The 14,973-nt window shown below is 58.7% G+C and carries 10 protein-coding genes; 3 read left to right on the top strand and 7 right to left on the bottom strand.

Annotated features, from left to right (window positions below; all coding sequences use genetic code 11):
- Positions 1-8 precede the first annotated feature (8 nt).
- Together CPY51_RS26265 and CPY51_RS26260 are read right to left on the bottom strand one after the other, a co-directional pair.
- Complete coding sequence (locus CPY51_RS26265) at positions 9-1,403, bottom strand: MFS transporter (protein WP_338049446.1); 1,395 nt, start codon at positions 1,401-1,403, stop codon at positions 9-11.
- A gap of 151 nt (positions 1,404-1,554) precedes the next feature.
- The gene (locus CPY51_RS26260) at positions 1,555-6,342 is read right to left on the bottom strand and encodes an NAD-glutamate dehydrogenase (RefSeq protein WP_111163142.1); all 4,788 of its coding nucleotides are present in this window, start codon (positions 6,340-6,342) and stop codon (positions 1,555-1,557) included.
- A 275-nt stretch (positions 6,343-6,617) separates the two neighbouring features.
- Between CPY51_RS26260 and pdxY the strand changes: the two genes are divergently transcribed.
- Both pdxY and CPY51_RS26245 read left to right on the top strand, forming a co-directional pair.
- Positions 6,618-7,493, top strand: coding sequence for a pyridoxal kinase PdxY (gene pdxY, locus CPY51_RS26250; RefSeq protein WP_111163140.1), 876 nt, complete (start codon positions 6,618-6,620; stop codon positions 7,491-7,493).
- A 71-nt stretch (positions 7,494-7,564) separates the two neighbouring features.
- Positions 7,565-8,206: a carbonic anhydrase gene (locus CPY51_RS26245; protein WP_111163139.1), complete on the top strand. Its 642-nt coding sequence runs from the start codon at positions 7,565-7,567 to the stop codon at positions 8,204-8,206.
- A 69-nt stretch (positions 8,207-8,275) separates the two neighbouring features.
- Here CPY51_RS26245 and CPY51_RS26240 read toward each other — a convergent pair whose 3' ends face one another.
- From CPY51_RS26240 to CPY51_RS26225, 4 genes are all read right to left on the bottom strand, one after another.
- Positions 8,276-9,094, bottom strand: a complete 819-nt coding sequence (locus CPY51_RS26240) for a lytic murein transglycosylase (RefSeq protein WP_111163138.1) — start codon at positions 9,092-9,094, stop codon at positions 8,276-8,278.
- A 197-nt stretch (positions 9,095-9,291) separates the two neighbouring features.
- A complete protein-coding gene (locus CPY51_RS26235) occupies positions 9,292-10,326 on the bottom strand; it encodes an aspartate-semialdehyde dehydrogenase (protein ID WP_111163137.1) in 1,035 nt (344 codons plus the stop codon).
- A gap of 353 nt (positions 10,327-10,679) precedes the next feature.
- A complete protein-coding gene (locus CPY51_RS26230) occupies positions 10,680-11,429 on the bottom strand; it encodes an SDR family NAD(P)-dependent oxidoreductase (protein ID WP_111163136.1) in 750 nt (249 codons plus the stop codon).
- A 157-nt stretch (positions 11,430-11,586) separates the two neighbouring features.
- Positions 11,587-11,880: an ArsR/SmtB family transcription factor gene (locus CPY51_RS26225; protein WP_195909626.1), complete on the bottom strand. Its 294-nt coding sequence runs from the start codon at positions 11,878-11,880 to the stop codon at positions 11,587-11,589.
- Positions 11,881-12,233: 353 nt separating this feature from the next.
- Here CPY51_RS26225 and CPY51_RS26220 point away from each other — a divergent pair, with 353 nt between their 5' ends.
- The gene (locus tag CPY51_RS26220) at positions 12,234-14,120 is read left to right on the top strand and encodes an MFS transporter (RefSeq protein WP_111163134.1); all 1,887 of its coding nucleotides are present in this window, start codon (positions 12,234-12,236) and stop codon (positions 14,118-14,120) included.
- A 50-nt stretch (positions 14,121-14,170) separates the two neighbouring features.
- Here the strand turns inward: CPY51_RS26220 and lpxE are convergent, their stop codons facing one another.
- Positions 14,171-14,911, bottom strand: a complete 741-nt coding sequence (lpxE, locus tag CPY51_RS26215) for a lipid A 1-phosphatase LpxE (RefSeq protein WP_111163133.1) — start codon at positions 14,909-14,911, stop codon at positions 14,171-14,173.
- Positions 14,912-14,973: the final 62 nt, after the last annotated feature.

The raw sequence follows: 14,973 nt of genomic DNA, 5'->3' as shown, positions 1-14,973 counted from the left end.
GGGATATTCTATCGCGTTCTGGGGTCGTCCGCGGGATAGGGTGTCCGCAGAAGGATCAGTAGCCCGCCGGCGAGGAAGATGACCAGCGTCGCCATGCCGTAGCGTGCCGATCCGCTCCAATAGGTCACGATCGAAAAAAACAGGGTCGCCAGGAAACTTGTGGCGCGGCCAGAGAGTGCATAGATGCCAAAATATCGTCCCGCCTCGGCCAGGCTAACGCTGCGAGCGAGATAAGAACGGGAAGACGCCTGTACCGGTCCGAACGCGAGGCCGATCAGCAGTCCGTAGAGAATGTAGGCCTTCTCCGCCGCTGTGCCGAAGAGACCGCCCGAGCTTTCCGTCGATAGATTTATGAGGCCGAAAAGGGTAAAGCCGGGTCCGGTGGAGACGATGCCGATGGTGGCCACGAGCAGCATCGTCAGGCTGATGAGAACGGTGACCTTGGAGCCCAGCCGCTTGTCGAGAAGTCCGGCGATCAGGCAGCCGAAGATGGCGACGACGTTGAGAATAATCCCATAGATGCCGATCTCGATGGTCGCCCAGCCGAACATACCGGCTGCGAATGTGCCGCCGAGGATCAGGACCCCGTTGACGCCGTCCTGGTAGATCATCCGGGCTATCAGGAAGAGGGCAATGCCACGGCGATGCTTGAGGTCGGAAAGCGTCGTTTTCAGCTCCCTGAGGCCCGAGCGCACCGCCGGCCCTAACGGTAGTCCTCGCTTGGCGTCCGGCGTGAAGAAGAACATCGGCAGGATGAAGATGGCGTACCAGACCGCCGATATAGGTCCTGTGATCCGGGCATCTTGACCCAAGGTCGCGTCGAGGCCGAAGAGTGGCGTCAGTCCGAGGATCGTCTTGCCGGTCTCGGGGCTTCCCGCCAGCAATACGACGACGGTGATGAGAACGACCATGCCGCCGAGATATCCGAGACCCCAGGCGGTGTTGGACAGGCGTCCGACATCGTCCTTGCTGACCAGTCGCGGCATCATCGAATCATTGAAGACGATGGAGAATTCGGCGGAGATCGATGCGAGGATCATGAAGATGACAGGATAAATCACCGGTGAACCGGGAGCAGCCATCCACAGGCAGAACAGGCTGGCGATCTTGATCACCGCAAAGAAGCCGATCCACGGCTTGCGGGCACCGGACTGGTCAGCGATGGAGCCGAGGACGGGCGAAAGGACGGCGATAATGATCGAGGAGATCGTCGCCATATTACTCCACATGGCCTGCGCGCCGACCGGATCGCTGGTTAGCCGGGAGACAAAATAGGGCCCGAAAATGAAGGTTGTGACGACAGTGAAAAACGGCTGAGCCGCCCAGTCGAACAGCATCCATCCCCAGATGCCACGCGCCGGCACCTTTGCCGGAGGGCCGCCGCCGATACGCACAATCTCCAAGCCCTATACTCCTAATGTCGACACTCGCCGAAGCAGGGCGACACATTCTCGAGTCGCCGCCGCGTTCTATCTATTTGATTTGGCATGATCCTGTCCGAAAACCGCTTCGCACTTTTCGGGATCATCTTTTGGCGAAATTATTCGAACCCACTCACCTCGCCCGGTCATGCGCAAGGTCAGTCAGCAGGCCGGCCGCGACGGTGATGCGGGCAAGGTTCGGGTCGCCGCCTTCACTGAGGCCTGACAATTCTTCAGCGATTCGGTTGATGCGGATTCGGTCCTCCGCGTGCCAGGCGAGTATCGGTTGCTTGTCCTTGGGATGATCGCTTAGCGCGGCGATAACGATGTCGCGCCGTGCACCGGCAATCTGGTCGAGACTACGTGCCAGCGCCAAGCTTTCGTAGTGATCACCCGTGACGATGCGGCTGCCCGAAGCGAGCAGTCGGCCGACGCGGAAAGTATGCGACACCGCGAAATAGCTCTCGGCGGCGCGGGTGAGTGTATCACCGGTCCGTTCGGCGATCTGCATAATCTCAGGCACCAGTACCAGCGTCGATAGGGATGCGATCTCCGCACTAAGATTTTCGGGAAGGCCGGCTGCCTGGTAATCGGCCTGCCGTGCGGCTATGTCGGCCGAAAATTCCGGGGGGATGTGCGCCGTGAATACCGGTCGAAGCTTCTTCAAAGCAACTTGAAGTCGGCTAATTGTTTCTTCGATACCGCCCTTCGCCATTGCAGTCTTGAGCAATAGTCGCGTGAGCACCGTGTAGATATGTCCGATCTCCGCATAGACGCGGTTCTGCATCTGTCCGCCGATCCGGCCGTCGAGGGCGTCGGTTTCTGCCCAAAGCCGGTCGAGATCAAAGCCATCGCGGGCGAGAACCGCTGCTTTGACCACCTCCGCCGCAGAGGCTGCGGTTGCGTCGATCATGCTGACCACAAAACCTGGCCCGCCACGGTTGATCGCTTCATTGGCGAGGGCCGTCGCAATGATCTCGCGGCGCAACCGATGACCGCTGATATCGACGGCGTGAGAGCGCTGCATCTTGACGGGAAAATAGTCTGTGAGGGTCTTTGCGAAATAGGCATCATCCGGCAGGTCGCTCGAAATGATGGCGTCGAACAGGACGATCTTGGCATAGGAGAGCAGCACGCCGATCTCGGCGCGCGTTAGCGGCCGGCCGTTGGCATACCGCTCGGCAAAGGTCTGGTCGTCCGGCAATGTTTCGACCTTGCGGCTGAGTTGCCTAGCAGCCTCGAGGACGCTCATGAACCGGCTTAATTCCAGCCCATTGGCAGTTCCCCTGCGTTCCGTCAGCGAGATTGCCAACGATTGAAGGTAATTATTGCGCAGAACGAGGCTGGCCACCTCATCGGTCATCGAAGACAGGAGCTGATTGCGCTTGGCACGCGTAAGGCGCCCGTCGTGCATGGCTGCCGCCAACGCGATCTTGATGTTGACCTCGACGTCCGACGTATTGACGCCGGCGGAATTGTCGATGGCGTCGGAGTTGCAGCGGCCACCCTTGAGGCCATAAGCGATGCGACCTTTTTGGGTGACGCCGAGATTGGCTCCTTCACCGATCACCCTGGCGCGAACCTCGTCTGCGCCGATACGGATCGGATCGTTGGCTCGGTCGCCGACGTCGGCGTCGGTTTCCGCGGCCGCCTTGACATAGGTGCCGATGCCGCCGAACCAGAGCAAGTCGACCGGACTTTTCAGGATCGCGGTCATGATCTCGAAGGGTGTCGCGACCGATTTGTCCATGCCGATCGCCGCCGCCGCTTCCGGGGTCAGCGTTACGGATTTTGCTGCGCGCGATATGATCATCGCGCCCTTGGACAGGACGTTCTTGTCGAAATCCTGCCAGCTCGAGCGCGGAAGATCGAACAGGCGCTTTCGCTCGGCAAGCGTCTTTTTCATGTCCGGATCGGGATCGATGAAGATGTCGCGGTGGTCGAAGGCAGCGAGCAGCCGGATCTTCGGCGACAGCAGCATCCCGTTGCCGAAGACGTCGCCTGACATGTCTCCGACGCCAACGACCGAGAAAGGCGTCGTCTGGATGTCTATATCAAACTCACGGAAATGGCGCTTCACCGTTTCCCAGGCGCCGCGGGCCGTGATGCCCATTTTCTTGTGGTCGTAGCCGGCCGAGCCGCCCGAGGCGAAAGCGTCGTCAAGCCAAAAACCTGCTTCCTGCGCGAGGTCGTTGGCGGTGTCGGAGAAGGTCGCGGTGCCCTTGTCTGCGGCTACGACGAAGTAAGGATCGTCGCCATCGAGACGGACCGTGTCCGGCGGCGGGATGATTTCAGCTCCGGAAATGTTGTCGGTGATCGACAGCAATGTGCGGATGTAGGTCTTGTACGCTTCGCGGCCGGCGTTGAATATCTCGTCGCGGCTGCCATTAAGCGGAAGCTTCTTCGGATAGAAGCCGCCCTTGGCGCCGACCGGGACAATGACAGCATTCTTGACCTGCTGAGCCTTCACCAGGCCCAGAACTTCAGTGCGGTAGTCTTCGGCTCGATCCGACCAGCGCAGCCCGCCGCGCGCCACCTTGCCGAAGCGCAGGTGTACGCCCTCGACTTCGACGCCGTAAACGAAGATTTCGCGGAAAGGTCGTGGCTCCGGGAGACCGTTCAGAAGTTTTGGGTCAAGCTTTATGGCAAGCATGGCCTTGGGCGAGCCATCGGGATTCTTCTGGAAATAGTTGCTGCGCAAGGTCGCGTCGATGGCATTGACGTAGCGACGCAAAATGCGGTCGTCATCGAGGCTCGGGACGCTTGCAAGTTCGGTCTCAATCGTTTGATGAAGATCGGCCAGTTTTTTCAACCGCAGTTTTTCGGCAAGTCTGGGATCCATGGAGGCCTGGAACATGCGCACGATCGCGGTGGAGATGGTGGGATATTTATCGAGCGTCGCTGCGATATAGTCCTGCGAATATGCGATGCCGGCCTGCCTGAGATAGCGGGCATAGGCGCGAAGCACGTTGGCCTCGCGACCGGAAAGGTCGGCGGAGATTATCAGCCGGTTGAAGCTGTCATTGTCGATGGTGCCGCCAAACGCCGCCAGAAACGCTTCCTCGAGCGCTGCTCCGTGACGACGAAGATCGAGTGTCACGCCGCTTCTTGCTTCCAATTCCATGTCGTGGAGAACGACGAGGCCGGTCTTGCCGTCCTTGGACGTGACGCTGATGTCGAAGGTGCGCTCGCTGAGGACGTTGAAGCCGAGGTTTTCAAGCAACGGCACGCGGCGTGAAAGCGCAAGGTTGCCCTCACGGTGGAATATCTTCAGCGAAAGAATATCGCCCTCCTCCGTCTTCCTGACGTAGAATGCGATGCGGATCAACTCGCTGCCGGCGCAAGCGATCATCGCTGGCAGGTCGGCGACCGCCTCGTCCGATGTGAAGGCCTCCTGGAAGGCGTAGCTCACAGCGATCTGCGGCGCCTTCGGGCCTGCGAGCATCTGGAATCGGTCGTACCAGCGCGCAGTGATGGTGCGGATCGCGTCTTCAAGCTTGCCTTGCGGGATTCTTGGTGTCTTGCCGCTTGATCGGCCGATAATGAAATGGACGCGGGCGACGCCGCCTTCGGGGAAAGCCGGATAATAGGCCGAGACCCGGCCGTCGTAGACGGTCTTCAGATAGGTCCCGATTTTCTCGCGCACGATGGAATCATATTCCTCCCGCGGTACATAGACGATGACCGAGACGAAGCGGTCGAAATGGTCGATTCGCGGCAACACGCGCACGCGAGGCCGGTCGGCTAGGTCGTTGATCTGTTCGCAGAAGCTCGCCAGAAGTGTGGTGTCGATCTGGAACAGATCATCGCGAGGATAGGATTCCAGCGTGTTCTGCAGCATCCGCCCTGAGTGGCTGGTCGGGTCGAAGCCAAAATGGTCGGTGACCTTCTGCAGCTTCGAGCGCAGCAGCGGTATTTCCGCGGCGGCGGCCGTATAGGCAGTAGAGGTAAATAGGCCGACGATGCGCAACTCGCCGGTGACATTGCCTTGAGCGTCAAAACGCTTGACGCCGACATAGTCCATATAGGCACGGCGGTGGACGATCGACTTCACATTGGCTTTGGTAACGATCAGGAAATCGGGGCCTTCCAGGAAAGCGAGAATTTCGGGAGTGGTGGTAACCGCATCCTTGCCCTGGCGCAGAACGCGCACGTCGGGATTTGAGAGGATGCCGAGCCCAGTGCCGCGGTCGCGCTCGACCTTGGCCTCTGCGCCTCGGCCAGAATAGACGTAGTCACGCATGCCGAGGAAGGTGAAGTTGCCGTCGCGCAGCCAGGAAAGGAAAGCGAGCGCCTCGTCGCGGTCAGATTTGCGGCGGCCGGCGTCATAGGTAGACAGCTCCTCGATCACTGTGTCGAGCCTGCCGAGCATCGGTTTCCAATCGGAAATAGTCAGATGGGTCTGCTCGAGTACGGTGGCGACGCGCTTCACGAGGTCGCTGGCCTGAGCCGGGGTTAGCGTCGCCAGATGGAGCTGGATGTGGCTGATCCGGTGTGCAGCATCACTCGGTGTATCCGACGAATAAAGCTGGGGCGTCTTTCCCTCTTCGATAATCAAGATCGGATGGACCGCCATATAGACGTCGCGATAGGTGCTCGTCACTTCGCCCATGACGGATTCGTAGAGGAAGGGCATGTTGCGATCGGTGATCGACAACACCGAGACGGCGACGCCGGCGGGCTCCACGTCGTCGATTTGCTCGATGCTGATCCGAGGCGCATTGCCGGTCCAGCCTGCCAATTCCTTCGCCGTATGGACGGCTGTAAGCGCCAGCATTTCCGGCGTGTAGCGATCCATGTCATCATTACTGGCGCGGCCAAACAGGATTTCCGGATCGAGATAAGCATCGCCGGTTGCCGTCGCGATCTTGCGTGCCGCGTCGATCTGTTTTTCCCGCTTCGGATACGTTTTGGTTGCCATCGAAATCTCCCCCTGATTTGGCCCAAACTATCAGAATGCCGATTGAAAACATCTGCAAAAACGACGTCGGCCTTGCGGTTTTCGGTCGTCGGAGCGTCACTTTTTGCGAAATCGAGCTCGCAGACGTCCTGTTTTCTTCGATCACGCGCAAATTTGGTATAATCGGCGACAAGCTGTCGCATCGCGTACGTTTTCATGGCTGTGTGAAGGACGGTTGACAGTGGGCCTGCAAAAATATCATCAACAGCGCAATCGAAATCGTGAAGGCAAGCATCATGTCGGAAAATGCAGCGGGCGCCGTGATCGTCATCTCCAGTCATGTCGTCAGGGGATCGGTCGGCAATCGTGCCGCCGTCTTTGCGCTGGAGACGCTAGGCCATCCGGTCTGGGCATTGCCGACGGTGGTCCTGCCCTGGCACCCTGGCCATGGAAAATCGACGCGGCTGACCTTCGACGAGGCCGATTTTGATCACGCGATCGACGATCTCATTGCCGCTCCCTGGCTTCCCGAAGTGAAGGCGGTGCTGTCAGGTTATTTCGGCAACGCCGCGCAGGTGCGCTCCGTCGCCCGGCTGGTTGCCGCGCTTCGCGAAAAGAATCCGGATCTCTTCTATGCCTGCGATCCCGTTATCGGCGATCTGGGCGGGCTCTACGTGCCCGAGCCGACCGCGGAGGCCATCCGCGACAATCTCATTCCGCTGGCTTCGCTCGCGACGCCCAACCGGTACGAGCTTGCATGGCTTTCCGGGGCACCGCTTGATGACAACAATGCTGTCATGGAGGCAGCACTTGCATTGGGGCCTTCGCGTATGCTGGTCACGTCAGCCGTGCCGATGATGACGGGCGGCACGGGCAATCTTTACCTCAGCGGCCGCAATGCGTTGCTGGCGGAACATCGATCGATCGACAATGCGCCAAACGGCCTTGGTGATCTGCTGTCGGCACTGTTCTTGTCACGGCTGCTTTCCGGCCTCGACGAAGAGCGTGCGTTGCAACTAGCGACCGCAAGTGTCTATGAGGTGCTAGCGCGGGCGGTTAAACGCGGCAGTGACGAACTGACACTTGCAGCCGACGCGTCGAGCCTCTCGACTCCCATGGCGATGGTGCAGATGCGCCGCCTCATGCACCCGTCTCAACGCCGACAGAAATAGCGTTCGCGGTTCCACCTCCATTTCGCAGTGCAGCAGTTGATCTTGGCTCACACGCGTTGTAATTCAAAAGAATGCAAAGTTTTCCATCATCCCTTCTGAACGGCTATCGCAACTTCATGAGCGGGCGCTACGTCGACGAGCGCGAGCGCTATCGCAGCCTGGCGGAGGAAGGCCAGAGCCCGACGACGCTGGTGATCGCCTGTTCGGACTCACGCTCCGCACCTGAGACGATCTTTGACGCCGGCCCGGGCGAACTTTTCGTTATCCGCAATGTGGCCAACATGGTTCCACCGCATGAGCCGGACGGGCAGTTTCATGCGACGTCCGCCGCCCTGGAATTCGGCGTAAAGGTGCTCAAGGTTCGCGATATCGTTGTAATGGGTCACGGGCGCTGCGGGGGCATACGCGCCGCCCTCGACACGACTTCCGCGCCGCTCTCCGACGGTGATTTCATTGGCAAGTGGATGGGTCTGCTGAAGCCGGCTACCGAGCAGATCCAGAACAACGACGTTATGACGCCGGCTGAGCGCCAGACCGCGCTCGAGCGCATATCGATCCGCAATTCGTTGAACAACCTGCGCAGCTTTCCTGATATTCAGATGCTGGAGGAAAGTGGGAATCTGGCGCTGCACGGCGCCTGGTTCGATATCTCGACCGGCGAATTGTGGGTCATGGACGCAAAAACCGGCGATTTCACGCGACCGGAAGTCTGAACTTTCGGTCGAGCGTGCGGCTTTGGCTCCGCGCATCGCACGGAGCCCTTTCGCAAGGCAATATGCGGCTTACTTGCCGTCGATCTGCTGGCCGATGTAGGCGATCGCTTGCTGATAAACGACCGCTGCGTTCCATCCGGCGATAGCTGCAAAGTTCGGCTGTCCGGGCTGATAGCCCTCGCCCGGTCTCCATCCATGGCCGCGAAGGAAGTTTGCCGTAGAGGCCAATGCGTCCGCGCGGGAGCCGACGAGGTCGATGCGACCGTTGCCATCGCCATCGGCGCCGAAGTTTACGACGTTGCGCGGCAGGAACTGCGTCTGGCCGATTTCGCCATGGGCGGCGCCATGTGCCGAAGTGCTGAGATAGCCTTCGCCGACAAGCTGGAGCGCTGCGTAGAGCTGATCGGTGAAATATTCGGTGCGGCGGCAGTCGTAGGCGAGCGTTGAGACCGCCGACAGAGTGTGCTCCTGGCCCATATAGCTGCCGAAGCCGGTTTCCATGCCCCAGATCGCGATGAGCGGGCCGGCGGGAACGCCATATTTGCGCTCAATGTTGGCGAAGAGCGCAGCATTTGCCTGTTTCATTCCCTTGCCGCGGGAAATGACTGTCTGGCCGCCGCGCTTGCGCATGAATTCATCGAAGGAGAGCTTGAAACTCTTCTGGCCGCGGTCGGCGCGAATGGTTGGCTGATTGTAATGCACATCGGCGAAAGCCCGGTCGAGAACTGCGCGGCTGACGCCGCGGCCCTCGGCTTCCTGTTTGAATTGCTCCACCCAGGCCGGGAAGCCGGCTGGACCGTTGCCGCACTGGGCAGCGTTTGCCGCAACCGGCATCGTCATCAGTAGCGCACCCGCGAGAGCCGCCCATCCAGACTTTGTCATGCGCATTTATATCCCCAAGTTTACGTCATCCGAGCGGACCATGCCAGCACGGGACGATTCTGTCATCATCAGGTTGCTACGATCATGCATTAAACGCTTCAGGTGAAACGTGTAGGCAACAGCGGTCGTAAGAACCCCGCCATTCGAGATCGAACAGCGGGGCTTCTAGCGGGTAATAGTTTATAAACCGTATTTCCAGATGGTCATGCGGCCTGCTTGCGTGGCTTGATCAGTCCGCGGTTGATCAGCAGTTCAGCAATCTGGATTGCGTTGAGAGCGGCACCCTTGCGGAGATTATCCGAGACGACCCAGATGTTGAGGCCGTTTTCGACGGTGGCATCTTCGCGGATGCGAGAGATGAACGTCGCGTCTTCGCCGGCCGATTCATATGGCGTCATGTAGCCGCCGTTCTCGTGCTTGTCGATGACGATGCAGCCCGGCGCCTCGCGCAGGATGTCGCGGGCCTGATCGGCGCTAATCTCATTTTCGAACTCGATGTTGACCGATTCCGAATGGCCGATGAAAACAGGTACGCGGACAGCCGTGCAGGTCACCTTGATCTTCGGGTCGAGAATCTTCTTCGTCTCGGCCAGAACCTTCCATTCTTCCTTGGTGTAGCCGTCTTCCATGAAGACGTCGATGTGCGGAATAACGTTGAAGGCGATGCGCTTCGGAAACTTCTTGTTCTCAAGCGGGTCGGCAACGAAGACGGCGCGGGTCTGGTTGAACAACTCGTCCATGCCGTCCTTGCCGGCGCCGGAAACCGACTGGTAGGTGGAAACGACAACGCGCTTGATCTTGGCGAAATCATGCAGCGGCTTCAGCGCGACGACCAACTGGGCGGTCGAGCAATTCGGGTTGGCAATGATATTGCGGCGGGTAAATTGCGTAATCGCATCCGGATTTACCTCGGGGACGATCAACGGCACATCCTGGTCGTAGCGCCAGGCCGATGAATTATCGATGACCACGCAGCCCTGCTGGCCGATCTTCGGCGACCATTTCTTGGAAATCTCGCCGCCAGCCGACATCAGGCAGATGTCGGTATCGGAGAAATTGTAATTCTCCAGATTTGAAACCTTCAGCGTCCGATCGCCAAACGACACCTCGGTTCCCTGCGAACGGGCGGAGGCAAGCGCCACGACCTCGTCAGCGGGAAATCCGCGTTCGGACAGGATGTTGAGCATTTCCCGGCCGACATTACCGGTGGCTCCCGCAACTGCTACTTTGAAACCCATTTCTCAAGCTCTCTTTCTCATCTCTCCTCTTGTCCGGTGAGGGGGAACCGCGCCAATGGCGGGTTCCTGTCCCCAGCCGGGCCGGGGAGAGAGCGGCAGGCCAGAGACGTCAGACGGTTTTCGTCGTCGTTTTGGCCTTGGTTTTGGAAGAAACCGGAAAACGGGAATGCGGCCCGGCAATTGATGCCAGGTAGTCGCACAGAGCAATTCGTTCGAAACGAACCATTCGACGTCTTCCTTTTCGGTGGCAGCTATTAAAATGTTTTGGGAAAGAGTCAAGGCTTTGTGCTCGACGTAAGCTGCCGCTCCCCTCTGTAAAATGAGGGAAGCAGCCTTCTTGGTCTTCCAGGATATTATCGCATGCCGCCGGAGACGCCGAGCGTTTCGCCCGTTACCCAGGCGGAATCCGAGGAGGCAAGAAACACGGCGACCGGCGCGATATCGCCGGGCTGGCCAAGTCGGCCTAGCGGGGTTTGTGCGACCATCTGCTTTTCGAAATCGGTGCCGATTATGCCGGCGGCATGCACGCCCTCCGTTTCGACGCCACCAGGCGAGATCGTGTTGACGCGGATATTTCGGGGGCCTAACTCCTTGGCCAATGTACGGCTGATCGCTTCAACGGCCGCTTTGGTGGACGTGTAGAGCGATGCCGTCGGCAGATCGAGCGTGGTCGCTGTCGACGAAATGTTGATGATGCTGCCGCCCTCGGAGCCGAACTGCTTTACAGCTTCCTGGGTAGCCAAGAATACGCCTAGGACGTTGGTATTGAATTCACGATGGAATTCCGCCTCGCTGAATTCTTCGATCGTCGCAAACTGGTAGACGCCCGCATTGTTGACGAGGACATCGACCTGCCCGTAGGCGGATTTCGCTTCGGCAAACAACCGCTTCACGTCTTCGGATTTAGAAACGTCACCTTGTACGGCGATGGCCTTGCCACCCTCGGCAACGATCTTGCAAACAACGTTGTCGGCGCCTTCGCGGCTGGAAGCATAATTGACGACGACCGAGGCGCCTTCCTCGGCGAACGCCTTTGCGATACCGGCTCCAATGCCCTTCGATGCGCCGGTCACGATGGCGACTTTTCCTGAAAGCTTGCTCATGTTTATCCCCTATCGGATGATGGTTAGACAGTTAGTCAAATATCGAAATATTGCTTCTGCTCCACCCGAAACATGTTTCCGCAGTGGATCATCACTTCGATATTTAGGTAATCATCTAATTGACACAAGAGGTGCGACCATGGAGCCGGGATAAATGTCAGATCTTGGAGAGTTCGCTCATGTAGGCGCAGAGAACATCGCGTTTGAGGATGAGGTTGGCAAACTTGCCTTCGCGCACGATTTCCACGAGGCCGGCGTTCTCCAGTTCCTTCATATGATGGGAGATTGTCGCAGCACTTACGGGATGAGACTGTGAGAGCATGCCGCATGGCATTGGAGACGTGAAAGCGCCGATTTCCTTCAGCATTTGCAAACGGCGCGGTTCGGCGAGAGCACGGGCGATCAAGCCCATCTGCCGTTCACTCAATTTCAATTGTTCGGTAGTCGCCATATTTTGCGTCACGTTTGAAACAGGGTCGAATTTGGGTAGTTCCCGGTTCGGGAGCTTGCATTTTGAACGATCTTTTGCCGGCAATGGGCCGCGGGAGCCGCTTCCCGAGATATATGAAGGTGCGGGTTGATTGGCAACCGTCCGCTGCTTTGACAATCCTTTTCTCGTGCAAGGCGCGTATCGAAATGGGCGTGCTCGAGAGCCAAAGCTCGAAAAGCTCGTTAGACTAAAGTCATAATCCCAAAGCATACCTCGTCGGGCTGTGCATTTCTGTCACACTCGTATCAGGTGCGTCGGACCGGAGGAGAGTTGGGTCTGGTGCGCTTGTTCAATTCTGTTGGAGGACAGATCAAATGGCAAATGTCGCAACCGTCGGTGGGCCGAAGGCAAGCCCCATGACTTCTGAGGAGAAGAAGGTCATCTTCGCCTCCTCGCTGGGTACCGTTTTTGAATGGTACGATTTCTATCTCTACGGCTCGCTCGTGACATATATCGGAGCGACATTCTTTACCCAATATCCTGAGACCACCCGTAATATCTTCGCACTACTTGCCTTTGCTGCAGGCTTTCTCGTCCGGCCGTTCGGCGCATTGGTGTTTGGTCGGCTCGGCGATCTCGTCGGACGAAAATACACTTTCCTGATCACCATCACGATCATGGGTCTGTCGACCTTCCTGGTGGGCCTGCTACCGGGTGCAGCAACTATCGGCATCATGGCACCGATCATCCTGATCACACTGCGTCTGCTTCAAGGCCTGGCGCTCGGCGGCGAATACGGTGGTGCCGCGACCTACGTGGCGGAGCATGCGCCTCAGGGCCGCCGCGGCTATTTCACGTCGTGGATACAGACCACTGCTACCCTTGGCCTGTTTCTGTCATTGGTGGTGATCCTCATCGTTCAGGCCATGCTTGGGAAGGACGCATTTTCCGTCTGGGGCTGGCGTGTACCGTTCCTTGTTTCGTTTGTGCTGCTTGGCGTGTCCGTCTGGATTCGTCTGCGAATGAACGAGTCGCCGGCTTTCCAGCGGATGAAGGCCGAGGGCAAGGGGTCGAAAGCACCGCTTACCGAGGCCTTCGGCCAGTGGAAGAATGCCAAGATTGCACTGATCGCGCTTTTCGGTGCCACCATGGGCCAGGCCGTCGTCTGGTATTGCGGCCAGTTCTATTCGCTGTTCTTCCTGCAGAACGTGCTCAAGGTCGAGTTCCAAGCGGCGAATATCATGGTCGCGGTCGCGCTTCTCATCGGGACCGGCTTCTTCGTCGTCTTCGGGTGGCTATCGGACAAGATCGGCCGCAAGCCGATCATCATGGCCGGTCTATTATTGGCCATGGTCACCTACTTCCCGCTGTTCAAGGCAATGACCTGGACCGCCAATCCGGCGCTTGCACAGGCACAGGCGACGGTTCGCGCTACGGTCACCGCCGATCCGGCCGACTGCAGGTTCCAGTTCAACCCGACTGGAACGTCCAAATTTACCAGCTCTTGCGACGTAGCCACCGCGTTCCTGACCAAGAATTCGGTGCCCTATGACATTGTGCCAGCTGCGGCCGGCACGCCGGCAACGGTCAAGATCGGCAATGAGACAGTGCCGAGCTACGACGTGGTTGCCGCCGGCGACAAGGCGAAATCACTGAACAGCGCCTTCGAAAAGGGCATCAACGTCGCCCTGCATGATGGCGGATATCCGCTGGTGCGCGGCGTCGCCAAAGTGCTGGACGCCAAACTGGATGCGTTCATCGCCGCCAATCCGGAGCTTAGCCTCAACGCCGAGGCAGTGCGGGCGGGGGAGAAGGCAACGGTCCCGGTCGACAAGCTCGTCGCCGACAAACTGATCACCAAGGACGAGACGAATGGGTTGACTGAAATGCCGGTCTATTCGATTGCCAAGGGCGGAGCCTTTGCGATGGTCGCCGACCCGGCTGCTGTGAATTGGATTGGAACAATCGCCATCCTGACGATCCTCGTTCTCTACGTGACGATGGTATATGGGCCGATTGCCGCACTGCTGGTCGAACTGTTCCCGACCCGCATCCGCTACAGTGGCATGTCGCTTCCCTATCATATCGGCAACGGTTGGTTCGGCGGCCTGCTCCCGGCCATGGCCTTCGCATTAAGTGCTGCAAAGGGAGATATCTACTACGGCCTCTGGTATCCGATCATCTTTGCCGGCATCACGCTGGTAATCGGTCTGATCTTCCTGCCGGAGACCAAGGATCGCGATATAAATACGATGAGCTGAGAAGCTTTGATACTCCGACAAGAAGAGCCGGCGCCCAGTGGCGCCGGTTTTCATTTGCGCAGGATCGGTAGTCGCGGTGCGGGCCAGCCGCTCTCATCTGTCCTGAAAAGCAGTCCGTAACGTGAATAGACGATGGCAATCATGAAGGAAAACCAGGCGCCGAGGGCAAGGCCGGCGACTACGTCGCTCGGATAATGTGCCCCGATCATCACGCGGGTCGCCGCAAGCCAGATAGCGCAGACCGCAAAGATGATGCGATAGCGCGGGAAGAGGAACATGAGTGCTGCGAAGAAGGCGCCGATGGTTGTTGCGTGCCCGGAAGGAAAGCTCTGAAAGGCGGCATGGCTGGAAAAAGGCGAAAAGCCAAGGATACCCCAGTCGTCGAAATGAACGGGCCTCGCACGGCCGATGATGCGTTTCAGGAGATTGGCGATCAGGCCGGATAGCGCTATCGAGACGAGGAAATAGCCGCCGATCCGGCTGACTATCACCGCCTGGCAGCGGCAACGGGCGGATTTCAACAATCGGCTTCCGGCCCACCCCTCGATGAACAGGAACGCGCTGACGACGATGATCCAGCCGGAGTCGCCGAAATCGGTCAGCATTCTGCCGAAAAAATGGACGGGTGGGGAGATATGCCTCATGCCTGCCCCGACCGGTGAATCCAATAGCAGGGCCGATAGGAGCACGATGTTGGCGGTGATGAACAGGCATGTCTGCCAGCGTAGCGGCGCAAACCCGGTTTCGCTCCGTCGCCAGCGCTTGTCGAGAGACGTGAGAATTGCCCGCATGATGATCCCGCCCCAAGAAGCCGGCTTATCGACTATGCCGGCTAGTTAGCGTTACCAGCCTC

This window comes from Arminella tubonensis (assembly GCF_003240585.1).
Classification (GTDB): Bacteria; Pseudomonadota; Alphaproteobacteria; order Rhizobiales; family Rhizobiaceae; genus Rhizobium; species Rhizobium tubonense.
The sequence above is the reverse complement of the archived record's forward strand: the minus strand, read 5'-3'. Positions and strand labels throughout refer to the sequence as shown.

Excerpts from the sequence above, each read along its gene's own strand:
- CPY51_RS26260 (WP_111163142.1), bottom strand. The coding sequence starts at position 6,342 with ATGGCAACCAAAACGTATCCGAAGCGGGAAAAACAGATCGACGCGGCA.
- pdxY (WP_111163140.1), top strand. The coding sequence starts at position 6,618 with ATGTCGGAAAATGCAGCGGGCGCCGTGATCGTCATCTCCAGTCATGTC.
- CPY51_RS26245 (WP_111163139.1), top strand. The coding sequence starts at position 7,565 with ATGCAAAGTTTTCCATCATCCCTTCTGAACGGCTATCGCAACTTCATG.
- CPY51_RS26240 (WP_111163138.1), bottom strand. The coding sequence starts at position 9,094 with ATGCGCATGACAAAGTCTGGATGGGCGGCTCTCGCGGGTGCGCTACTG.
- CPY51_RS26235 (WP_111163137.1), bottom strand. The coding sequence starts at position 10,326 with ATGGGTTTCAAAGTAGCAGTTGCGGGAGCCACCGGTAATGTCGGCCGG.
- CPY51_RS26230 (WP_111163136.1), bottom strand. The coding sequence starts at position 11,429 with ATGAGCAAGCTTTCAGGAAAAGTCGCCATCGTGACCGGCGCATCGAAG.
- CPY51_RS26225 (WP_195909626.1), bottom strand. The coding sequence starts at position 11,880 with ATGGCGACTACCGAACAATTGAAATTGAGTGAACGGCAGATGGGCTTG.
- CPY51_RS26220 (WP_111163134.1), top strand. The coding sequence starts at position 12,234 with ATGGCAAATGTCGCAACCGTCGGTGGGCCGAAGGCAAGCCCCATGACT.
- lpxE (WP_111163133.1), bottom strand. The coding sequence starts at position 14,911 with ATGCGGGCAATTCTCACGTCTCTCGACAAGCGCTGGCGACGGAGCGAA.